Raw genomic sequence first — 23613 nt, 5'->3', positions numbered from 1 at the left:
TACCCCTTCCTACTGCTTCTGCTTCTCGTACAATCAACATCCTAATCTTAACGTTGTTGGTTCAATTTAAAGACGAACTGCCCGATCCGATCAAGCGCCTCGGTCAAGTTTGTTACCGAGGTTGCATAGGAGCAGCGAAGATGACCTTCGCCGCCAAGACCGAATACATCGCCAGGCACGGCCGCAACGCCCGCTTCCTCCAGCAGGCGCTGAGCGAATTCTTCGCTCGTTAAGCCTGTCGATACAATCGACGGAAACGCGTAGAACGCGCCTTGTGGCTCATGGCAGTCGAGGCCGATATCGCGGAAGCCTTTGACGACAAGTCTGCGGCGCTGGTTATACGCCTCGACCATCCGGTCCTTCTCCTCCAGCCCGTGCTGCAGCGCTTCAAGCGCAGCGTACTGCGCCATAATCGGAGCGCACATAACCGTGTATTGATGAATTTTCAGCATCGCGGACAAAATATCGGAGTGTCCGCAAGCGTAACCCATCCGCCAACCGGTCATCGCGAACGCTTTGGAGAAGCCGCTGACAAGAATCGTCCGATCCTTCATGCCCGGCATCGCGGCGAAGCTTACGTGCTTCTCTCCGTAAGTCAGCTCGGCATAGATTTCATCGGAAATAACGATCAGATCTTTTTCCTCGACGAGCTTCGCAATCGGCAGCCAATCCTCATAGGTCATAATGCCGCCGGTCGGGTTGCTTGGATAACAGAGTATAAGTACTTTGGAGCGCGGCGTCAGTGCCGCACGAAGTGTCTCCGCCTTCAGCTTGAATTGATCCTCCGCGAACGTCTCAACGCCTACGGCCACACCGCCGCTAAGCGTCGTAATCGGAGAGTATGATATATAACAAGGCTCTGGAATCAATATTTCGTCGCCTGGCGAGATCAAAGCGCGCAACGCAAGATCTATCGCCTCGCTGCCGCCAACGGTAACGAGTATTTCATTCGCTGGATTGTATTCCACTGCGAATTGATCATTCAAGTATTGACCGATCGCTTCGCGAAGCTCCGGCATACCGGCATTGGACGTATATTGCGTCTTGCCGATCTCCAGGGCATATACAGCTGCCTCGCGGACATGCCAAGGCGTTACAAAATCGGGCTCGCCAACCCCGAGCGTGATGACATCCTTGCGCGTGCTGACTAAATCAAAAAACCGACGGATACCCGACGGTTTAATGTCTCTCACGTGAGGAGACAAATAATCAGCCATCGTATGACGCTGCACGGGGGTGGATGTTAACTTTTCTTCTCCTTTTATCATTACCATCACCCTTTGTTATGTTACGGCGAAACCATCAACCGATGGTCACCTTCGTGCTCCTCGAAGATAATGCCGTCCTGTTTATATTTTTTCAAAATAAAAAATGTTTTGGTCGATAGCACCGCATCAATCGGCGATAATTTATTGGATACAAAAGAGGCGACCTCTTTCAAATTTTTGCCCTCTACCTCAACGCACAGATCATAAGCACCGCTCATGAGGTATACGGATTTCACTTCCGGGTACAGGTATATCCGCTCCGCTATGCCTTCGAATCCACGACCGCGTTCTGGCGTAATCTGAACCTCGATGAGCGCCGTCACTTTCTCGTCATCCACTTTGCTCCAGTTCACGACTGTCGCATACTTCACGATCACATGCTCTTTCTCGAGAAACGCGATCGCTTCCTTCACGTCCTCTACCGGCGCGGCCAGCATGGTGGCGATCAATTCCGCATCTCTGCGCGCATCTTCCTTAAGCAACTCAAGCACTTTCAACTGTAGTTCGTTCATTCGTTAACTCCTTCCAGCACGCGTGCGATTATAAAGAACATTTTACAACGAATTTATTGTTCCTGCAAAAGAAAAAACGAAAGACCCCGAAGGGTCTTTGCAAAATGCGACATATAACCGCCGTATTATTGATAATGCGATGGCTGAAATTGGGTTTGCTGATGGCTTTGATGAATCGACGGCGTGTACATCGATTGCGACGTTTGACCGCTCAATTTCTGTTGCAGGAACTGCTGCGTCTTCTGCTTCGTCTGTTGATATTCCTTCATTTGCTTATCCAGCTCTTGGCGCAGCGCCGGCGATGCCGTATTGTACATATTCGCCTGCTGCATCGCTTGGAACACCTGACCCTGCATCGTAAGCGTGCTGTTCAGCAGCTTCGTGAACAGCTCCCGAATGTCTGGGCAAGACGCTTCTGTTGCAGCCGTCGCATATTCGCGCACGACCCGCTTCAAATCGGACAATACCGTATATGCCATGTCTTCGTCTGACAGAAACGGTTGATTTTGCTGCTGATACATAGATGAGCCCTCCTAAGAAATTTCTTTATCGTCTCGATTAAACAATTATTGTTGAGGCTGGGTCGGCGCCAATTGCTGATGATGCGAGATCGCATGCAGAAGCGATTCGTAATGATTTTGATGGGTCTGAACCAGCTGTGAGCATAGGCTGCGCAGCGCTGGAGTCGTTGCCATCGTAGCGACTTGGGCATTTTGCTTAATAAGCAAATCCTCGTTGGACATCGAATCGGCAATGTATTCAAGTTCTTTGGCCGTCATTGGTTGTAGCATGTTCCCACTCCTTCATGTTGGCATAACCTTAGTTCCTATCGTATTATGAGCAACAGCTGCTTTCTTTATGTACCCTCTCCAAGGTCAAATTTGCCGGAATGATTCAATTCAAATTTCACATCGATCTTTAGCTGACTTTGCCGCGGAATCCAGTCACCGGCAGCCATCGTCTGCTTCCATTCGGCATTATGATAACGGTACATATGGTGCTCGAGCTGATAAATATCCATCCCTTTTTCCAATCCGAAAACATACGTATGCTCTAAATCTTCCTTGATGGACGTCTCGATTGAGCTTACGATTTCCTCTTTGCTGATCGGCTGATCCTGCTCGACGACGCTGCCATGCAAGCGAACCGACAGCTTAAAATCAGGCCCGCTGCCACCTTTCGCAGCCGTCAGTTTATAATCCGTGCCTCGAATAGCAATAGTTGCCTTGCCCACTGCACCCTTGGCTTCCACCATAAACACATTGAATTTCGGATCAAGCCAGCGAAGACCGGCTGCTTCTTTCTCGGGAAGAAAACCGATATACTTGCTTCTTTTCAAAACGAAAACGCCTTTAATTTCTTGCACCTGCAGCGCTTGCTTCCCCTTCAGCCAATCCGAGCCGTTAATGCCGATTACCGGGAATGCCGTCGTCATGCCAGGCTCCTTCAACATCTGTACGGCGAGCTGCATCGCGAATGGTCTGATGAAGCTGCGCTGATCCTCTTGAACGCTGGGCAAATATAGAATGGTATTCAAGGGAGATTGTTCGAACAACGCTTCCGTCGTAAACAATTCAACGATGTCCGATTTCGTGCCGAATACGAGCGATGTATATCTAGATGCCCGCTGCCTGTTTAATCCGTCCATAATGTTTTCAAGCTCGCTCATCGCGTTCTCGTGGACGACGATCGACTTTAAGTGCTCCAGATTGATTTCGGACTGAGCCCCTTTTTTCAAATTGTTAAGCGCCAGCAGCACCGAACTGCCCTTCCCCATGCCAAGCCATACTTGATTCTTCACATCAGAGCTGCCCTCTACCTTGGCAACACCGGCAAACTTAATCATTTGAGCGTACAGATGAAACTCGTTGTCAATAAACTCAACCCCCAGCGCTGACACATAACTCTCGTCCTGGAGATTCACCTCATCCCAGCAGCCTTGCAGCAGCATAGCAGATAACAGCAAGCAAACGGTCATAGCGTGCCTCGCGGCTCTGCTTACGGAAGCGTTCTTCATCGCCTGCCCCTCCGCTCGCTGCTCCTTACTTTCCACGGCAGCTGGAAGAGCGCCGTAAACCACTGCTTGAAGTTCGGCGGAGCAATTGGTGTCATGTACGGCATGCCAAAAGACTCAAGGGAGCAAATGTAGATGATAACCGCCAGGGTGCCTACCATGAATCCAAACATGCCTAGTGCCGATGCAAGGATCAACACCAAATAACGAATAATGCTCACTGTGCCCGCCAATGATTGATTGACTAGCGTGAACGTCGATACCGCAGTAACTGCAGCTACGACAAGCATCGTTGGCGACGTCAGACCGGCTCTTATCGCGGCATCGCCGACGATTAATCCACCCACGACGGATACCGTCTGGCCGACCGGCCTCGGCAACCGGACGCCTGCCTCGCGAAACAGCTCGAACATCGTCAGCATAAGGAACATTTCCATCGTTGAAGAAAGCGGAAGCCCCATACGCGAGATCGTAATCGTCGCTAGAAGCTGAAACGGGATTTGATCCGTGTTGAATGAGCAGAGGGCAATCCAGAATGCCGGCAAGCAAATGGACAACACAAGACCGATCAGACGCAGCAGCCGCTCCAGCGTTACGAAATAAAAGGGAAGATGCATGTCCTCTGGCGACTTGATGAGCAGCAGGAAATTACCCGGCGCGATAAGCGCCGCAGGCGATCCGTCTACGAGGATGGCTACTCGCCCATTCATCATCGATTGGACCACATAATCAGGCCGCCCGACATAATCGACTAGCGGGAAAAACGAGAATGGACGATCGGAGACCAGCTCCTCCAGATGGCCTGCTCCGTTCAGCGATGGAATATGGATATTATCAATCCGTTCAATCGTCTCTTTGATGAGCTTAGGCTTTGCTTTGTCAGCTAGATGGAGGATGGCTACCTCTGTTTGCGAATCCGTACCAATCCGTAAATATTGTACATGCATTTGCGGGGTTCGGAGGCGCTTGCGCACTAATGCCACATTCGTCGATAGCTGCTCGACGAAGCCGTCGCGCGGTCCTTTGAGAGACAGCTCCATCGTGGACTCCTCGGGCGACCTGCCGGGCTGGCTTCCGATGTTGTATTCGTAAAATTCTCGCAAACCTTCGAACAGTAATATCACGCAGCCCGAGAACAGGTAAGCGAACAGATCATCCGCTCCTTCGTCCGTATCCACTTTGCTGAACAAGGCGCTTTTCTTATCGATTGAATGTTCATGCACTTCCGCCTGCGAGAATATATATTTCGCCCAGTCGTCAAGCTGCGGAAGAAGTCCGAGCTGCATCTGCTGATGATCGATCATGCCGTCGCAATAGAACAACGTAACATGGCGTGAATCGCTTCCGTTGATCATAACGGTATGCTCTATGATATCGTTGCATTTCTTAATGCTTTCTCGAAACTGCTCGTGGGTAATGGACGGCTCGCCTTCCTGTTCGTGGTCTCCCGTTTCTCTTGCTTCCTTCTTGTTCGGATTCAACCTAACCGCTCCTCCTTCGCAGCCGACTCCCCTTTATCGCGTTCCCGCATCAAGAACGACATGAACCATAGCAGCAGTACGACAACGGCAATAACGACACCAGCAAACAAGAAATAATTTTGCACCAAGACATTGAAATTTATCATATCTTTTAACGCAAAATGCGACGCCGCTAATAAAACAATGCCGATGACGACAGGAGCAACCCACTTCCTCTTTAAACGTTTGAATGGGCCAAATTCCGTTAGAATATATAGCGTTAACGACAATCGGATTAGCGCGCCAGACAACCATTGGAAGATGGCGAAGAAATCGACATGCTCGAAGTATCTGCCGATGGATACGAGTCTCCATTGAGAGAAAGCGGGAAAACGCATTTTAGCTGCTTCCTCTGGACCAAATTCGGCAATAGCCGCCGTCAACGGCCCAAACGTAAGCAGCGCAAGGAGAAGCGCCAGAATGACGAGATGCCAGCGCTTCAACTCACCTTTTATATGGTGCTGAATGAACAATAGAGCGAATAACTCGCATGTAGCTGTCAACGAATAGAACGCTCCCTTCAGCACAGGTGACAGCCCGTTCTCCAGTAACGGAAGCATGTAATGGTAGTCCTTGTGCGGTATATTGGCGGACATGACAAAATCGCCAAATAGAACAACGAGTGGCAGTAGTATACAGCTTACATAAGCGATCGTGCGCAGATTCGATAATGCGGCATAAATGCCTAAGCCTAAGAACACGGCGCACACAACCATCGGCGGCGTCTTCGGCAAATACGTTGTTGCCGTCCACGAAGACGTAATGACAAGCGTGTCGTAACTGGTTATCAAGAGAAGAACTAAGAACACGCTCACGATGACATGCGAAATAAAAGCAGGTACCCGCTGCTTCAACCATTCGTCAATCGGCTCTTTATTCATTTTTTTGAGCAAGCCATATAGTGGGAACATCATCCATGGCAACGATACGATAAGGGCGATCAGGACGCACATCCACGCATCGCGCATTGCTGCGTTTAACAGGAACGGAACGATAAGCACATGGTTTGCGAGTCCAACCGATAAACAAAATATGAATATAGCCGGCACTATGCCGAATGTTTTGGCTGTCATTTGCCATTCACTTCCTTACAAGCAAATGATTCCCCAAAACCGTATTTCCATGCATCTCAGAGCACAATCGTCCCGTTGAAAACAAAAAAACAGACTGCCGTCAGGCTGCTTCCGCAGCTGTTCACGCAGTCTATTTCATTAGGGTACATGAATCGATTTGACATGGTCAAAATGGAGAAATATCGCGTCGCCGCTTGCCGTAACCAGCTCGATCATATTCTGGTCTATATTGCGAAGCACACCCGTCTTATTCGGATTATCCCCTAAGTCGAGGACGACAAACTCACCGATCAGCTTGCGAAGCTGTTGATCGAATGTACGCGCGAGCGTGATCGGTGATGGCTTGAGCGGGAATTGCGCAGCTGTTAACGAGTATGGTGTTGCATGCGGCTCATAGGGAATCAAATACTTAAGATGCTGCAGCGAGACGATAACGGTATGATAGACCGGCGTATAGAACACGAAAAAATCGTTCATGACCGTCGTTACGTATCCGTGAATGGACTTGCTTCCCGTTATATAGATTTCCGAGAACATTCCCTTCGAATTCATCAATATTTTACGATAGGATATCGGATCAGAATAAGAGTCGAACGGCAAATCAGGAACGACGATACTATCATTGCCTTGCTCCGAGACTCGCATTTGCTTCATATGAATGAGAGGAATATACATAAACTGCTTGCCGGTATACAGCACTAAAATATCTTGTCCAAAGTCCACTGCTCTTCCGCGAATGAGCTCTTGGTTTCCTGAAACGATCAGCTCAACGTTATGACCTAGCAGCGGTTTACAGTTTTTCAAGGCGAACAACCTCCTCTTTTGCCCGAATATACAGGTTACTATATTTATATGAAAATGGATTGCGAGTGGTGCTAGATTGCTATCTATATATTTCATATTTTAATAGATTCCAAATCTAGCTTAAATGCGCAGTGACCGGACAGCACGCCTATGAATAAGGTAATACGTACAGATGTCTAGTCGCCATGGCGGGGCATCATCCTGTGTGCCTTGGGGGCTGATTGCGTGATCACAGAAACAATGACTGTCCGCTCTATTACGATGAACGAATCCGATCTTCATGAGCTGCGACGGGACGGATGGAACAGGTCATTCAAGCAAGCAAAGCTGCAGATTGGCGATAAGGTCCATACGGCGCAAATTGGACTTAGAGGCGGCCATACGCGCAATTATCCGAAGAAATCATTCGAAATTCGGGTCGATGACGGGATGACCTACCATTGGAACGCGGAGTATGACGATCCATCGATGATTCGAAATGCGTTGTCATTCGCTTTTTTCAATCAAATTCATGTACCGGCTCCGAAAACAAAGCCAATTTGGGTAACGATTAACGGAGTGCAAGAGGGCGTCTATCTGGAGATTGAAGCGGTGAACAGCCATTTTTTCGAGAAACGGGATATTGGTTTTCGCTCGCTCATATATGCCGTACATGATCATGCGGATTTCGGCCTTATTGAGCCGGACAGCAAGGAAAGGAAACCTTCGTTGTTCAACGGCTATGAGCTTGTTATTGACGCGGGAGATACGAGGAAGCGGCTCGTCTCGTTCATAAGAAATACGAATCAGCTGTCTGGTCATGAGTTATTTGAGTATCTTGCTCGCCGTCTCGACATCAAGCAATATTTACGCTGGCTTGCTGGAGCTGTATTAACGGGAAATTATGATGGCTTCGATCAGAACTACGCGCTTTATGAAACGCGTACCAGCAAGAGGTATCGGATTATTCCATGGGATTATGAAGGTACTTGGGGAAGAAACTGTTACGGCAAGGTGTGCGGCAACAATCTTGTCCGGCTGCAGGGCTATAATAACCTGACCGATACCTTGTTCACCTTCGAGGGGTGCCGCAGAAGCTACGGAGCCATCATGAAGAGACTGCTCGATGAACAATTTACGCATGAGAAATTGGATCCGCTTATTGAGAGGATGCATCAGCGCCTGACACACGCTATTCGCAGCGATTATACGCGCAAAGCAAGCTACGACAGCTTCCTGTCGGAGCCTGAATTCATACGCGATTATATCGATGATCGGCGAGAAATGCTTCGCGAAGCGCTGAAGCAGTGGAACTGACGGATTAATATAGCTAAATCAGAAAATACCCATGCTCAAATATCTTTCGCCCGTATCCGGGGCAATGCATAATACGCGCTTCCCGGCTCCGAGCTTCTTAGCGACTTGCATAGCTGCCCATACGGAAGCGCCTGCGGACGGACCGACAAGCAGACCTTCGCTTGATGCGAGCTTACGCATCGTTGATAAGGCGTCGTCATCGGATACTTGGATAATTTCATCATAAACAGATGTATTGAGAATACTCGGCACGAAGCCTGGACTTGTGCCTACCAGCTTATGAGGTCCCGGCACGCCACCCGATAATACGGGAGAGCCCTGCGGCTCCACAACCGCGATATGCAGATGAGGCAGAAGCCCCTTCAACGTCTCGCCTGTACCCGTTATCGTACCGCCTGTACCTGCGGTTGCTACGAAGGCATCGAGACGTCCTTCGGTCTGCTCCATAATTTCAAGCGCCGTTGTGCGTCTGTGCGCATCGGGATTTGCTTCGTTCTCGAATTGATTCGGTATGTAGCTGCCGGGCAATCCGGCATGCAGCTCTTCCGCCTTGCGTATCGCGCCCGGCATCCGCTCCGCTGCAGGAGTTAACACAACCTGAGCGCCGTAGGCCTGGAGCATCTTTATCCTCTCCACGCTCATATTGTCCGGCATAATCAGAATAAGCTTATATCCCCTCGCTGCCGCGGTCATAGCGAGCCCAATCCCGGTATTGCCGCTTGTGGGCTCGATAATCGTATCGCCCGGCTGAATCAGATTTCGTTGCTCCGCATCCTCAATCAGTGAGTATGCAGCCCGATCCTTCACGCTGCCGCTCGGATTGAATCGCTCCAGCTTCACGCACACCTCTGCGCTGCCTTCCTCCACTATTCTCTGCAGCGCGACAACAGGCGTATTGCCGATCAATTGTGTAATATTAGAAACGATTCTTGGCATTCGTTCATTCCTCCTTACTTATATTGTCTTTTTGCAGAAAAGGCCGCATAAACCACCAGCCTGCGATCGGTACGATACCAACCCCGAACATCAGCCACGTAATGGCTCTTGGCGAATCGTTAAGCGGCAGCACAATTAAGTACATCGACAATCCGATTAAGCGGCCAATCACGAGTCCCGCTTCCCTTAGAACAATAAACTCCTCGCGCTCACGCGCGCTCTCTTCCGTTTGCCCGATCAAGTCGAATACACGTGTTGTCATCGGAATGATGTACAACGGTATAAACAAGGACGTGCCGATCCCGAACATTAGCAGCGTCATATATGATACTTTCCAGAACAAAGGCAAGATAACTGCGGCAATCATAACGGCACCGATCAGCATCGCTAGCTTGTGATTTTTTTTGCTCAGCTTTTTACCGATAAGCCAGAAGCTCACTAAAGCAACCAAAGACGTAATCAGCGAATATGAACCGAGCTTGCTCTCATTCTTCGTGGCAATGAAGACGGTAAGTCCTACAAGAAACATAAATACACCCTCGCGAACGCCTTGCGCTGCAATTGCAGGGAACATGCGCCGCCATGGGTTTCCTTTGGTCATCAATTGCTGAATGCCATGCTTCCAATTGTATGTGCCTTGACCATGCTTCTTCTTTAACCAGAAGCTAAGTACGACGCTAACTGCGAAGATGACGAGTGAAATCGTAAAAATAAGGCGATATCCTTGCTCATCCTTCAATCTCGTAATCAAGAAGCCAGATACCCATGGCGCTACTATACCCGCCGCTGAGCCTAGCAGTCCTGCCCAGCCGTTGAAACGGTCACGAGTATCCGGATCGGTGACTTCGAAGTAGACGACGTTGAATGCCAGCCAGAACATGCCAAGCGACATGCCGCTTAACATGCCAAGCGGTACGACATAGGACTTGGCAGCCGTGCCTAACAATAGGACAACGCTGTAAAAGACACCCGACATTAAGATGCCAAGCCTCAGACTGTGCATCTTGTTATGCTCTTTAACCCATTTCCCTGCGACCCAGAACGTTAAGCCGCTAATGACGTATTGTCCTAAGGTGAACCAACCGATCACCATATAAGAACCGCCGCTTGCTTTCCATAAGTAGACGGGCACGAACGTCCCCGACAGCGCGTTAGCGATGCCAAACAGCGCCTGCACGATGAGCAGAAGCGCGGCTTGACGATCCAATGACTTGGCCAAAACGATTCCTCCCGCATATCGGCGTCAGAATTACGTTTTGTAACATTCCCTTAAAGCGCTGGACGCATGCCCGTCCATATTTGCCATTGATTATTCCGGCTTAGCGAGCCGTTTAAGAAGCTGTTGTCGATTCGATTGGCTTAGCATTGACGATGTGTGGAAGCATGACGGGCATACATACCATACAAGCTCAAGCGGAGCCGGCAATACGGGCTGCCCGAGTACAGGAGAAACCGTCGGCTTGAATGGATCGCCGCCGATCGACTGCGTGCCCGCCTCAAGCATAAACTCTCTGCAGCTTGGACATTCCGGCACTTCATCCTGCTCATCCGTAATTCGTTGCAGCGTGCTCTCTAGAGCAAGCGAAGATCGATCTGTATTTCTGTAGCCCTCGCCTTCGGCAAGCCAACGCTTATGGCCGTGATCATGGCCATCGGAATCGTCTTCCTCATCCTCCTGCCATTGATCGCTGCTGTCTTGATCCTCTTCCTCTGCCTCTTCCTCTGTATCTCCACCAAGCTCTATCGTACGATAGCTGCTCAGCTCATTGCCGCAATGCGGACAATGCTTCTCCGGGCCAAATTCCGGATCCCATGTAATTTCCGTCAAACACCATGGGCAAATAACTTCCTCGCTCATTGTTCGCGCTCCTTAATTGTTAATTAAATAAATGACGCCGAATACGAAAAATAAAATAGCTACAACGAGCAAAATACTCCACAAATATTTCATGAACTATGCCTCCAGCCGCTATATAACCGTAGCCCCGATCACATAAGAAAGGGAGATCGAGATGACCATGGCAATCAGACCGACAGCTCGGTTATCCTTTTGAATTTCATCGTCGATGCGAAACACTGGCGTTAGAAACTCGAACAAGAAGTACGCCGCCAGCAAAATAATAAACCCAAACGCGCCCCAAATAAGGCTCTGATACACCGAATCGTTCGCCTCGATGGAGAAGCGGAAAATATTGCAAATACCGAATATTTTGCCGCTGGTCGCCATTGCCACTGACACATTGCCCTTCTTGATCTCGCTCCAGCACCTGTACTTCGTCACCAGCTCGAATACAGACAAAAATACAATGAGCGAAAGAACGGTAACCGATACATAAACGAGAGATGCGGCAAATTCATTGGTTAGCAGCTTGTCGACTTCATGTTCCATCCCTAATCCCTCCACCTGATGACTAATTGGCTGGCTGTAGGGAGGCGAACGAAACGGTTTATTTCAATTCTGCCACCGTAACGCCTGTGCCGCCCTCGCCATAGTTGCCCAACCGGTAAGTCTTCACATGACTATGCTTGCGCAAATATTGCTGAATGCCCGTACGAAGCACGCCAGTACCTTTTCCGTGAATAATATAGACCTGACCCAGACCCGATAAGAACGAATCGTCCAGGAAGCGGTCAACTTCCATAATGGCTTCCTCTAGACTCTCTCCGCGCAGGTCCAGCTCCATTCTTACGTTTTCGTCGCGAGAACGTTTCAAACTTGCAGCTTGTTTCGGCTGCTGCTGCTTGACTGCAGCGGTCGTAGACTTCAGAAGCTCCATATCGTCAAGCGCAACCTTCATCTTCAATATGCCAAGTTGAACCGTCGCCTCTGAGCCATGAATCTCCGCTACGATACCTTTCTGGTTCAAGCTGTACACCATAACCTCGTCGCCGGCCTCAATTTTAACTGGCTTGCTGCCAGCGCCTCCGGCTGCTCCGCCGCGTTTGGGCCTAAGCTGCTCAGGCGTGGCATCGTCGAGCTTGCGTCTTGCCTCGATCAGCTTATGCTCCTTAACCGATGCGCCTTCTTCAAGCGCCAGCTTACGCAGATCGGAAATAATTTGCTCTGCTTCTCGCTTCGCTTTCGCGACCGCTTCGCGCGCCTCTTCATGCGCCTTCTGCAGCAGCTTCTCCTTCTGCTCCTCGAACTTCAACCGCTCGGCCTCATGCTTCGCTTGCAGCGCCTCCACTTGTCTGCGCAGCGACTCTGCGGTCTGACGCTCCGTTTCGGCGCTAAGACGATTCTCCTCCAGCGAGGCAATCATGCTCTCCACGCGCTGATCGTCTTCGCTTACCTCGCCCCGCGCACGATCGATGATATCCGTCTGCAAACCAAGCCGCTCTGCTATGGCGAAAGCGTTGCTTCGGCCCGGAACGCCAACGAGCAAGCGATAGGTCGGGCTGAGCGTAGCGACATCAAATTCCATGCTCGCGTTGATGATGCCTTTTCGGTTGAATGCATATGCTTTCAACTCGCTATAGTGAGTGGTTGCCACAATACGGCTTTCCTTCGCATGGATGTGTTCCAGTATCGCAATAGCAAGCGCCGAGCCTTCTGCAGGATCGGTACCCGCGCCAAGCTCATCAAGCAGCACTAAGCTCTTCGAGGTCATCGACTTCAGAATACGTATGATGTTGGTCAGATGGCTTGAGAACGTACTAAGGCTTTGTTCGATGCTCTGCTCGTCGCCGATATCGGCATAAATCGCATCAAATACGCATAGCTGGCTGCCTTCCTCCGCAGGTACGAACAAGCCTGACATCGCCATAAGGCTAAGCAGGCCGATCGTCTTCAGCGAGACTGTTTTCCCGCCCGTATTCGGACCCGTTACGATAATCGCCGAATATTGATTGCCGAGCTCGACATCGATTGGAACGACCTTGTCACTCGCCAGCAGCGGATGGCGTCCGCGCTTCAGCTTCAAGAAACCCCGATCATTCATGCGCGGCTGCGTCGCTTTCATCTCATGAGCCAGTCTTGCCTTAGCAAAGGCGAAGTCAAGCTGTGCGAGCAGCTCCTGATTAATAAGCAGGTCTTCCACATGATCGGCGGTGAGTGCCGTCAGCTTTTGCAATATTTTCTCAATCTCCCGCAGCTCGCCCGCTTTGAGCTCGCGCAGCTTGTTGTTCATCGCAACAATCGCTTCCGGCTCGATAAACAGCGTTGCTCCAGACCCCGATTGGTCATGTACAATTCCGCCGAAGTTAGACCTATATTCCTGCTTAACCGGAATAACGTAACGATCGTTGCGAAGCGTCACGATTGCGTCCTGCAGCATTTTTTGTACGGAAGACGAGCGAATCATTTGCTCCATCTTCTCGCGTATGCGCGATTCCCCGGAACGGAGCTCGCGGCGAATCGACGCAAGCTCCGAGCTTGCGCTGTCCATCACTTCCGCTTGGTCGTCAATACAGTCGAAGATCGTATCCTCAAGCGGCTTATTCTCCGTTAGTTGCTCCGCTTGGAAGTGCAGCATCGGGATCGGATGATCTTCGTGAATAACGCCGATATGCTTCTTCACGCGGCGCCCGCCGCGCGACGTCGAAGCAATGTTCAGCAGCTCTTCGGGATTAAGCGTGCCGCCGATTCTTGCTCGGTGCAGCGGCGCTGTAATATCGGTTATGCCGCCGAAAGGGGCGCTCCCCTTCAAGCGGTCAGCCGTATATGCTTCATCCGTCGCTTGCAGCATCGGTTTGACGGCCTCCAGATCGGATACCGGCTGTAGCTTCTCCGCCGCGGCTTTGCCCAGCGAAGTAGCCGCATGATGCGTCAATTTATGTATGATTTTAGGAAATTCTAATGTCGTTAAAATTTTGGTGTCCAACCGTTAACACTCCTCTCGCCCTACTATTATAGCCGAACCGCGCGTTCGTTGCACGATATGATGCCCTTCCCGTACATAAAAAACAAGCAAAGGGTCACAATAGAAACGAACATACTTAACCAACCCGGCTTTTGCTCCACGGAAGCTTCACAAAAAAACTAAGCGAATGCTTACGAAGCGTTTTTTTGCTTCACAAAAAAACTTTAGGAGGATTCAAATATGAGTTTCATCGGTCATGTCGTGCGTTTCATCGTGTCGGCTCTAGTGTTGATGGTTGTTGGCTTCATCGTTCCGCAATTCAGCGTCGGCGGCTTTTGGAGCGCATTGTTGCTCGCGCTTGTCATTGCGGCGCTCGGCTGGATTGTTGAAGGCATCTTCGGCAAGCGGGTTACGCCGTTCGGACGCGGCATCGTCGGCTTCATCGCCAGCGCAGCCGTCATCTGGCTAGCCCAGTTCATCGTAGGCGGGGTGACGGTTACTTGGCTTGGAGCGATCCTCGCCGCGCTTGTAATCGGCATTATCGACCTGTTCATACCGGTCAGCACGCCATATGAAGCAGGCCGCAGCAGAGATCGCGATTAACAACAGCTGTTTAACATTACAGATAACGCGAAGCCCTTGAGAGCGGATTGCGGCGATCAAGGGCTATTTTTATGCGTTCATTTTGCTGCTGCTTCTACAAAAAAAATCACATGAAATTCATAAGTTTGTCAAACACATGTCACAGCAACTGCTGCGATTATACGCTAAAATAAGGTGTACAAACATTTTCCAATTTGGAAGGGGAACTATGAAATGAAAAAATGGCTGCTATTTGCTGCCGCATTGTGCCTAGTCGCCGTACTCGCTGCATGTGGAGCAAAATCGGATAATCAAGAGAATGCCGGCAACGGCGATGCAGTTGCTGCCGATTCCGGCGCTGCCAGTGCAGAGGTTGTCATCACAGCTGCGAACTGGGAGTTCGATCAAAAGGAATATAAAATAAAAGCGGGCGAAGCAACGAACATTACGCTCAAATCGACGGACGGCGTACATGGCGTCAAGATCGACAAAGTCGATAACATCGCAACAGGCCAAACCAAAACGGTTACGGTCGCAGAGCCTGGTACTTACGAAATGATCTGCAGCGTCCCTTGCGGCAACGGCCACAGACAGATGAAAGCAACGCTCGTTGTAGAATAACGCTATTCGCAGGCAGACTGGCACTCTTATAGTTTGCAGCATAGCCTAATCAAGACCTGCCGGCAGGCAGGTCTTGATTGCTTTTACGGGCATAAACTAAAGTTATCGGCAAGCTCGCAGCCAAACGAATTAAACTTCGCTGTGGGGCTGTGCGAACGGGGCAGAGCGCTATATCATTTTTACTTTAGTTATGTGTAAAAATTTCTAATGGCTTATCCTCTTCCCCTGCTGCGCCGCCTCTGATAAGATGGTCACAACATAAATGATGATTGGAGGAATGGTGATGGGAGTATTGACTAATCGAGTCGCCATTGTAAGCGGTGCAGGAACAGGACTTGGCCGCGCAGCATCTATATCGTTCGCGGCGGAAGGCGCCGACGTCGTCCTTCTTGGACGCCGAGCGTCGAAGCTTGAGGAAACGGCGCAGCTCGTCAAGGAGCGTACCGGTAAGGACGCTTTGCTGCTGCAGACAGATGTCTCCGTCGATCACCAAGTCCAGCATTCTATCGAATTGGCCTACGAGCAGTTCGGCCGCGTCGATATTTTACTAAATAATGCAGCCGTATTGGAGCCAGGAACGGTGCTTGAGCTCACATCGGAAGAGTGGCAGAATCAAATCTCTGTGAATCTTACAGGTCCCTTCCTATTATCTAAAGCGACGCTGCCTTTCATGCGCAAAGCCAGATACGGCAGAATTATTAATATTACATCCGGCCTATCGTGGAATGGCGCAGGCGGTTATGCTGCATATAGCGCGGCGAAGGCAGGACTCGAGTCGCTTACGCGCACGCTCGCAGATGAAGAGCATGAGCACGGCATTCTCGTCAATTTGTATAACCCGGGTACCCTGCGCACCGAAATGCACGCCACCGGCAAAGATCCGGCGATCGTCACTCCCGACCTGATCCGATTGGCTAGCCTGCCGCCGGGCGGACCGACCGGCACCATTCTATCGTACGGATGAAGACTAAGTTCTGACGACTACTAAAACCGCCGCATGAGGTCCTTATTGGGATACGAATGCGTCGGTTTTTGCATACCGTACAGCGCGAACGATGCTAGTTCAGTTCGACAAAATACCGTTACAACCGCTTGTCTGACGAAATCCCGCGAATACGTTCGACATTTTACTTGTATAACGACTAGCCGCTAACCGACAGACGTTTGAGTGGATTTTGTCCAATGAAACAGACCATTTCAGCAGAAAAGTAGCATTTGAGTGGAAAACATCCAACCAAATCTCCTCATTCTGCTCCATTTCATTAATCCAGCTCTTTTTGCCTGTACTAAATCCATTCAAGAGCCTATGATTCATAGGACTCACCTCATTTGATTGGATAAAATCCAATTAAATACTCCGTCAGATAGCAAAATACAATAATCCCCGAACTCGAATGCGACGGCTTCAACCGTTACTATCGAATCGGGGATTATTTTTATTCATAGACTAGCTGCGTTCGATCAATTCGATCCATTCGTTGTATTCCGTCTGCAGCTTCGAATACTCCTGCTTCAACTTCTGATGCTCTTCAACCAGACGGTCATGCTCCTGCATCAGCTGCTCGGCAGCATGAGATGCTTCATCAAGCTCCATCACGAGTTGACCCGATTCGCCGTTCAGTTCATCCTTCCGAGTGGATGCAGAGGCTACCTCCGACATCGCGCGGGCGAGCTCGTCGCGGAGCGATTCCTCCTCGGCTTCCTGCGCCTGCTTCTCGCGTACAAGCCGGTCAGCCTCAGCGGCGTTGCGCTGTGCTTGCTGGCGCTGCTCCTCTAATTGCTCGTTCAGCTCGCTCAGGCGGGCATCCGCCGCCTCCAATTGCTGCGATACAATACGCTCGCGCGCCGCAGTCACTTCCAGCTGCTCCACGAGCTCAAGCTCGCGGTTGCCGATTTCCTCCAGCTCCTTGCGGATTGCCGCCTCGCTTGCAGCTGCATTCTGTGCCCGCTCCTGCAGCGATTCCAGTTCGCTCTCGAGCCGTTCAAGCCTTGCTTCCAGCTCTCGCGTCTGCTTCTCGTAATCATGCCGCTGCTGATACAGCTGCTCCTCCGACATCGCTTGAAGCTGTTCTAGCTTTTCACTGCTTTCCACTTGAAGCTGCAAGATGCGCTCGCCAGCTTCCAAGCTCGCTTGCTCCATACGCTGCTCGAACTCTACCTTCAACTGGCTGTCACGAGCGTCACGAGCCGAAAGCTCCTCGCGCAGGGCTTGCAGCTCAGCCGTATGCTGCGCTGCCAGTCGTTCGGCGCTCTCCTCGAATTCAATCTGGGAAGCCAACTGCTGCTCCTCCAATTGCTCCTTGCTTCTTGCTTGCAGCTCCTCAAGCGCCTTATCCTTGTTTCTCCGTTCGTTTTCAAGCTCTGATTGCCATGCAAGGCGCTGTTCGTCCAATTCAGCCTTTGTCTGCTCGCGCAGTTCATTTAACTGCGCGAGTGCGGCCTCAGCAGCTTGTTCCAGCTCAATCTGCAGATTCACCTGCGTCTCTTCATGCTCGCGAACCGCAGCATCCAATTTCTCTTTGTACTCCGCTTCAACAGCTGCCAATCGAGTGTTTAGCAGTTCTACCGCTTCCCGCTGTTGCTGCTCGAGAGCTCCAGCATGCCGCTGAACAAGCTCCTCATTCTCAAGCTGCTGCTCCAGCAGCTCTTCTTCTAGCTGAACGCGCTGCTCTTCAAGCTGGCTCGCCTTGCCCGCAGCCTGCTCATACTGCTCGCTAAGCGCTGCCAACTGCTCCTCCGCAGCCTTGCTCTGCTTCTCAGCTTCGGCAAGCGCTAAGCGCTGCTCTTCAAGCTGGCTCTCCGTCTGACGCAGCTGCGCAATTACATTGTCGCTTTTGGCTTGAAGCTCCGCAAGCTCAGCTCGCGTTTCCTCCAACTGACCATCACGCTCGCTGCTTACCAGCTCCAGCTTCGCATACGATGCACGGAACGCCTCTTCCTGCTCCAGCGCTTGACCGATCTGCTCGTCGGCTAACGCAATTCGCCGCTCCATCGCTTCCTTGTCCGCATTCCAGCCTTGCTGCAGCTCGGCTGCTTGCGCTTGGAGCCTTGCCCGCTCCTCCAGCCAGCCGTTCCGGCGACGCTCAAGATCGGAGCGGAAAGCCTGCTCCGCCTGAGCGGCCTCATCCTTCAACGCTTGCTCCCTCTCAGCCGCTTGCTGCTCGCGTTCAGATGCGGTAACAGCCGCCTCAGCCAGCCAGCTTTGCTCCCGCTCGTCCCACTTGCTTTGCCATTGCTCTGCAAGCGCGGCTAACTCCGCCGACTTCTCATTGACGATAGCGCCAAGCTGCTCCTCCTTGGCCAGCTCCAGCTCGAGCAACGCTTCCTCTTTCGCGCTAACCAGCTTGCTAAGTTCCTCGTCCTTCAGGCGATTGAACTCCGCTAATTCCTCGTCCTTAATCCGCTGAAGCTCGGCAAGCTCCAATTCCTTAGCGTGCTTAAGCTCCGCAAGCTCCTCATCCTTCGAACGAGCAAGCTCCGACAACTGCTCTTCCTTCTCGAAGCCGAGCGCGGCAAGCTTCGCTTCGACCTCGGACTGCAGCGCCGCAAGACTCGCTTCCTTCTCGCTTAACAGCTCCGACCAATGTCCGTCCTTAGCAGCGGCAAGAGCAGCAAGCTGCTCCTCCTTCTCTTGCAGTAGAGAAGCAAGCCGTTCAGCTTGTTCTTCCCTCAATCTTGCAAGCTCCGTTCGCTGCGCCTCGCCGGCTTCCTTCATCGATTGCTCATGCGCTTTCGCTTGCTCAGAGGCAAGCTCCATCATGCTTGCCATCTCGGCTTCAGCCGCAGCCTTCGCCTCCGCAAGCTGCTCCTGAGCTTGCTGCTTCAGCTCCGTAAGCTCTGCTTGTATCGTTGCTGCTTGAACCACAGACTGCTCCAATTGCTGCGTGGCAACAGCCAGCTTCGCTTCCTCCTCCAGCAGTCTTGCATTGTCGCGGCGCAGACGGAACACTTCCTCCGTAATTTGCACCGCGGACAGAACCGCCAGCTTCGGCATATCGAGGCGCGGGTAGCCCTTCGCCAGCTTCTTCATGCTCTCATCGATCGCGCTTGCGACTCGCTTCATGTATTCAACGTTTGTATGGCCTTTAAGTTTGTATTGGACTCCATATATATCAACTGTCACTACTGCTTGTTCAACATCCATTTAGGCGAATCCTCCCATTATCCAAGTCGCTTCACATGAGGTTATTTATATCCGCGGAACACCGCTCCTAAGAGCATCTTTCATTACGGATACCGGGTGCACATTTTGCTCCATAAAAAGCTGGAAAATCCTTCTTCCTACAAGCAAATATGTCCATAATAAAGCCGCATCGAAGCTCACTAGGAACTATTTCGATGCGGCTTTAAAGGTTTCCTGCCTACTTGCGCAATTCCGCTGCAAAAGATTGTTCTAATTTCACAACAACCTGTTCATGCAGCGCCGATACCTCTTCATCGGTCAAAGTACGCTCGCCATGACGGTATACAAGCGACAGTGCAATGCTCTTCTTGCCCGCTCCGAGCTTCTCCCCAGTAAACACGTCGAACACCTTCACCGACTCCAGCAGTTCGCCAGCCGTCGTCCATGCCGTCTCCGTTAAATCACCCGCTGCAACGTCCTGCGATACGACAACTGCGATATCGCGTGAGATTGCCGGATAACGAGGAAGCGACTTGTACACGATATCTGAGCTGGCCAGCTCGTAGAGCGTATCCAAGCCGATCTCCAGCACGTACGTATCAGCCAAATCAGCCTCCAGCTGAAGCGCCGGATGCAATTGGCCTACATAACCGATAATTTCCGAGCCTTTCGCAGTTGCGATGCGCACAGCTGCTGTGCGGCCAGGGTGGAAGTTCTCCGGCTGAGCCGCTTCATAGGTTACGCTGCCCGATACGCCAAGCACCGAGAACACCGTTTCAAGAATACCCTTCGCATCATAAAAATCAACCGCGACCGCCTTCTGATTCCATTGCGATTCCGTACGGTTTCCCGTCAATAACGCAGCGAAGCGATGCTTCTCTTGCGGCAGGTGCGTCAGCTGTTCTTCGTCGGTATGGAATACGCTGCCGATCTCGAACAGCGATGCCGATTCGTTCTTGCGATTGCGGTTATACGCCGCTGTCTCCAGCAATTGCGCGATCAGCGTCGTCCGCAGCACGCTGCGATCCTCGCTCATCGGCATCGACAAGCGAACGGCCTTCGCTCCGCCTGCTAAGCTTGGGAACAGCTTCGTCCGTTCAGGGCCTGTGAACGAGTAGCTTACGACCTCGTGCAAGCCTGCGTCCGTCAGCCGCTTGCGCAGCTCGCGGCGAATCGCTTGCGGCTTCGTCAGCGCGCCAGGCGTAATGTCGCCGTGAATCGGCGTCGTTGGAATGTTATCGTAGCCGTATAGACGCGCTACTTCTTCGATCAGATCGACAGCGCGGGTAATATCTCCGCGGCGGGTAGGCACTTGTACCGTGAATACGCCTGCATCCGAATATTCGTACGCGAAGTGAAGGCGGCCGAATATCGTTTTCACTTCCAAGTCGGACAGCTCGGTACCGAGGTAGCCGTTAATTTTGTCCAAGGACACTGCAACGGAAGAAGGCGCAGTTGCTTTCGCTTGAACCTGAACGATTCCCTCCAGCACGAGGCCGCTTCCAAGCTCCGCCATTAGAGCCGCAGCGCGGTCGAGCGCCGGGATTACGCGGGCTGGATCAACTTCCTTCTCGAAGCGGATGCTCGATTCGGAGCGAAGACCAAGCTGGCGCGATGTCTTGCGAATCGTTCCGCCGTCGAACTTCGCCGACTCCAGCAAAATATTAACCGTTTGCTCCGTAACTTCCGTACTCGCACCGCCCATAACGCCTGCAAGCGCAATCGGCTGTTTGCCGTCGGTGATAACGAGCATATGAGGCTCCAAGCGACGCTCCTGGTCATCAAGCGTGACGAGCGTCTCTCCTTCACGGGCTAGACGCACATCGATGCGTCCGCCTGGAACGAGATCCGCGTCGAAAGCATGCAGCGGCTGGCCGTATTCGAGCATCACGAAGTTCGTTACGTCAACGATGTTGTTGATTGGTCGCACGCCAGCGGCGATCAGACGATTTTGCAGCCATAATGGGGAAGGACCGATCTTAACGCCCTTAATATATCTGGCCGAATAATGCGAGCATAGATCGGCTTCGCTAATGCTAACCGCAACATGATTCTCGGTTTTGTCAGACGTATGGTTAACCGTCGTATCAGGCAAGCGAACCTCGCGTCCTGTAAGCGCGCCAATCTCATACGCAACACCTAACATGCTCAGGCAATCCGAGCGATTCGGTGTCAGATCGAGCTCCAGCACTTCGTCGTTAATGCCGAGCACATCAGCGATTGGAGCGCCGATATGCGTCGATTCCGGCAGCACGAGAATGCCTTCCTGTTGATCCTTCGGCAGCAGCTTGTCGTTCAGGCCGAGCTCCTTCGCCGAGCAGATCATGCCTTGCGACTCAACGCCGCGCAGCTTCGCCCGCTTGATTTTGAAATCGCCAGGGAGCACCGCTCCGATAACGGCCACAGGCACGCGTTGACCGGCATCGACGTTTTTGGCGCCGCATACGATCTGAAGCTCCTCGCCTGTACCGACATCGACCTTGCACACATTCAGCTTATCCGCGTCAGGATGCTTCTCCTTCGACTTCACGTAGCCGACAACCACACCGGTAACGCCTTTATTGCGGGATTCCACGCCGTCAATCTCGATACCGCCGCGAGTCATTTTCTCCGCCAGCTCTTCGGCCGTGAGGCCTGCAAGCTCGATATATTCATTCAACCATTTATAGGATACTTTCATAATGGGCTAGCTCCTCTCTCTTCGTCACATTCTCGCAAATTGGCTTAGGAAACGCAGATCGTTCGTATAGAAATGACGGATGTCGTCAATGCCGTACTTCAGCAGCGCGATACGTTCTACGCCCATACCGAATGCGAAGCCGCTAACCTCTTCCGGATCATAGCCGCCCATTTCAAGCACGCGCGGATGTACCATGCCGCAGCCGAGAATTTCGAGCCAGCCCGTTTGCTTGCACATCCGGCAGCCGTTGCCGCCGCATTGCACGCAAGTAACGTCAACCTCGGCGCTTGGTTCAGTGAACGGGAAGAAGCTTGGGCGAAGACGGATTTGCGCTTGCTCGCCGAACATTTGCTGTACGAATTGAAGCAAAGTGCCCTTCAAGTCGCTCATGCGAATGTTGCGGCCGATGACCAGCCCTTCGATCTGATTGAATTGGAACGAGTGAGTCGCATCGTCGTCATCGCGGCGATATACTTTACCCGGGCAAATAACCTTGATTGGCGCGCCATTGCTCGCCTTCATCGTACGAACTTGAACCGGCGACGTGTGTGTACGCATTAAGATATCGTCCGTAATGTAGAACGAATCCTGCATGTCGCGCGCTGGGTGATTTTTCGGCAGGTTAAGCGCCTCGAAGTTGAAATAATCGGTCTCAACCTCTGGTCCTTCAGCAATCGAGTAGCCGAGGCCGATGAACACGTCCTCGATCTCTTGCGCGACCTTGTTAAGCGGATGCACCGAGCCTGTCGGCAGCGCTTTGCCTGGCAAAGTGACGTCGATCGTCTCCGCGCGAAGACGGTTATTCGTCTCCTCCTGCTGGAACGCTTCTTGCTTCTGCTCGATTACAGATTCAATAGCAGCGCGGACATCATTGCCGACTTGACCGATAATCGGACGCTCCTCGGCGCTTAGTCCGCCCATGCCGCGCAAAATTTCCGTCAACGCGCCTTTCTTGCCCAAGTACTTGACGCGCAAGTCGTTCAACTGCTGCGGATTTTGCACTTGCTCAAGCTCCGCAAGCGCCTCTACGCGCAGTCCTTCCAATCTTTCCTTCATCGTTATCGCCTCCGTTTGTGTACTTCCATCCAGCCCTATAGGCACAAAAAAAGGCCCTCTCTCCCCGAAGGGACGAAAGAACCGTGGTACCACCCTAATTCGGATCGCTGCCAAAACTAAATGTCTGGCAAACAATCCCTTAATCCCATAACGGCGGGAACCGGACACTCCCTACACGCGCGCTCTGCGTCATAACTCTTGACGTAAAGGCGTTTCAGGCGTCTGCTCAAGAGTGAACTTCGGCAGCCTAGTTTCACATAAACGCTCTCAATCTACGGCGTCTACTCCCTGTGCGAAAGCACTGCTTACTTATCTCTATCATCGCT

General features: G+C 51.7%; 20 protein-coding genes. 4 read left to right on the top strand and 16 right to left on the bottom strand.

Annotated features, from left to right (window positions below; genetic code table 11):
* Window positions 1-47: 47 nt before the first annotated feature.
* The 8 genes from AC0YN0_RS01610 to AC0YN0_RS01575 form a co-directional block, all read right to left on the bottom strand.
* Entirely contained in the window at window positions 48-1268 is a 1221-nt protein-coding gene (locus AC0YN0_RS01610; RefSeq protein ID WP_475819719.1) for an aminotransferase class I/II-fold pyridoxal phosphate-dependent enzyme, read from the bottom strand.
* A 20-nt stretch (window positions 1269-1288) separates the two neighbouring features.
* A complete protein-coding gene (locus AC0YN0_RS01605) occupies window positions 1289-1780 on the bottom strand; it encodes an Lrp/AsnC family transcriptional regulator (protein ID WP_337099645.1) in 492 nt (163 codons plus the stop codon).
* A gap of 125 nt (window positions 1781-1905) precedes the next feature.
* Entirely contained in the window at window positions 1906-2301 is a 396-nt protein-coding gene (locus AC0YN0_RS01600) for a spore coat protein (RefSeq protein ID WP_475819718.1), read from the bottom strand.
* A gap of 45 nt (window positions 2302-2346) precedes the next feature.
* The gene (locus tag AC0YN0_RS01595; RefSeq protein ID WP_475819717.1) at window positions 2347-2571 is read right to left on the bottom strand and encodes a hypothetical protein; all 225 of its coding nucleotides are present in this window, start codon (window positions 2569-2571) and stop codon (window positions 2347-2349) included.
* Window positions 2572-2636: 65 nt separating this feature from the next.
* The gene (locus tag AC0YN0_RS01590) at window positions 2637-3797 is read right to left on the bottom strand and encodes a Ger(x)C family spore germination protein (RefSeq protein WP_475819716.1); all 1161 of its coding nucleotides are present in this window, start codon (window positions 3795-3797) and stop codon (window positions 2637-2639) included.
* Window positions 3794-5275: a spore germination protein gene (locus AC0YN0_RS01585; RefSeq protein WP_475819715.1), complete on the bottom strand. Its 1482-nt coding sequence runs from the start codon at window positions 5273-5275 to the stop codon at window positions 3794-3796. The genes AC0YN0_RS01590 and AC0YN0_RS01585 overlap by 4 nt, the downstream gene beginning before the upstream one ends.
* Complete coding sequence (locus AC0YN0_RS01580; RefSeq protein WP_475819714.1) at window positions 5272-6387, bottom strand: GerAB/ArcD/ProY family transporter; 1116 nt, start codon at window positions 6385-6387, stop codon at window positions 5272-5274. Before AC0YN0_RS01580 ends, AC0YN0_RS01585 begins: the two co-directional genes overlap by 4 nt.
* A 138-nt stretch (window positions 6388-6525) precedes the next feature.
* Window positions 6526-7191, bottom strand: coding sequence for a DUF2642 domain-containing protein (locus tag AC0YN0_RS01575; protein ID WP_475819713.1), 666 nt, complete (start codon window positions 7189-7191; stop codon window positions 6526-6528).
* A gap of 225 nt (window positions 7192-7416) precedes the next feature.
* Between AC0YN0_RS01575 and AC0YN0_RS01570 the strand changes: the two genes are divergently transcribed.
* The gene (locus tag AC0YN0_RS01570; protein WP_475819712.1) at window positions 7417-8487 is read left to right on the top strand and encodes a CotH kinase family protein; all 1071 of its coding nucleotides are present in this window, start codon (window positions 7417-7419) and stop codon (window positions 8485-8487) included.
* Window positions 8488-8505: 18 nt separating this feature from the next.
* Here AC0YN0_RS01570 and cysK read toward each other — a convergent pair whose 3' ends face one another.
* The 5 genes from cysK to AC0YN0_RS01545 form a co-directional block, all read right to left on the bottom strand.
* Complete coding sequence (gene cysK, locus AC0YN0_RS01565) at window positions 8506-9423, bottom strand: cysteine synthase A (protein ID WP_475819711.1); 918 nt, start codon at window positions 9421-9423, stop codon at window positions 8506-8508.
* Between the two features lie 4 nt (window positions 9424-9427).
* A complete protein-coding gene (locus tag AC0YN0_RS01560; RefSeq protein WP_475819710.1) occupies window positions 9428-10642 on the bottom strand; it encodes an MFS transporter in 1215 nt (404 codons plus the stop codon).
* Between the two features lie 90 nt (window positions 10643-10732).
* On the bottom strand, window positions 10733-11281 hold the full coding sequence (locus tag AC0YN0_RS01555; RefSeq protein WP_475819709.1) for a hypothetical protein: 549 nt from the start codon (window positions 11279-11281) through the stop codon (window positions 10733-10735).
* A gap of 111 nt (window positions 11282-11392) precedes the next feature.
* A complete protein-coding gene (locus AC0YN0_RS01550) occupies window positions 11393-11812 on the bottom strand; it encodes a DUF350 domain-containing protein (protein WP_475819708.1) in 420 nt (139 codons plus the stop codon).
* Between the two features lie 58 nt (window positions 11813-11870).
* Window positions 11871-14246 (bottom strand): endonuclease MutS2, encoded by a 2376-nt coding sequence (locus AC0YN0_RS01545; RefSeq protein ID WP_475819707.1) that lies wholly within the window; start codon window positions 14244-14246, stop codon window positions 11871-11873.
* A 219-nt stretch (window positions 14247-14465) separates the two neighbouring features.
* Between AC0YN0_RS01545 and AC0YN0_RS01540 the strand changes: the two genes are divergently transcribed.
* The 3 genes from AC0YN0_RS01540 (at window position 14466) to AC0YN0_RS01530 (ending at window position 16392) form a co-directional block, all read left to right on the top strand.
* The gene (locus AC0YN0_RS01540) at window positions 14466-14828 is read left to right on the top strand and encodes a phage holin family protein (protein WP_475819706.1); all 363 of its coding nucleotides are present in this window, start codon (window positions 14466-14468) and stop codon (window positions 14826-14828) included.
* A 213-nt stretch (window positions 14829-15041) separates the two neighbouring features.
* Window positions 15042-15428 (top strand): cupredoxin domain-containing protein, encoded by a 387-nt coding sequence (locus tag AC0YN0_RS01535; RefSeq protein WP_337099659.1) that lies wholly within the window; start codon window positions 15042-15044, stop codon window positions 15426-15428.
* Window positions 15429-15711: 283 nt separating this feature from the next.
* On the top strand, window positions 15712-16392 hold the full coding sequence (locus AC0YN0_RS01530) for an SDR family NAD(P)-dependent oxidoreductase (RefSeq protein WP_442052134.1): 681 nt from the start codon (window positions 15712-15714) through the stop codon (window positions 16390-16392).
* Between the two features lie 483 nt (window positions 16393-16875).
* On the opposite strand, the gene zapA is transcribed toward AC0YN0_RS01530, so the two are convergent.
* The 3 genes from zapA to pheS all read right to left on the bottom strand — a co-directional run bounded on the left by zapA (window position 16876) and on the right by pheS (window position 23287).
* Window positions 16876-19572: a cell division protein ZapA gene (gene zapA / locus AC0YN0_RS01525; RefSeq protein WP_475819705.1), complete on the bottom strand. Its 2697-nt coding sequence runs from the start codon at window positions 19570-19572 to the stop codon at window positions 16876-16878.
* Window positions 19573-19789: 217 nt separating this feature from the next.
* On the bottom strand, window positions 19790-22231 hold the full coding sequence (gene pheT / locus AC0YN0_RS01520; RefSeq protein WP_475819704.1) for a phenylalanine--tRNA ligase subunit beta: 2442 nt from the start codon (window positions 22229-22231) through the stop codon (window positions 19790-19792).
* 24 nt (window positions 22232-22255) lie between these two features.
* Window positions 22256-23287, bottom strand: coding sequence for a phenylalanine--tRNA ligase subunit alpha (gene pheS / locus AC0YN0_RS01515; protein WP_442052137.1), 1032 nt, complete (start codon window positions 23285-23287; stop codon window positions 22256-22258).
* Window positions 23288-23613 lie beyond the last annotated feature (326 nt).

Source organism: Paenibacillus sp. J22P218, assembly GCF_056269195.1.
Note: the sequence above shows the minus strand (reverse complement) of the source record. Positions and strands in the feature narration are given on the sequence as shown.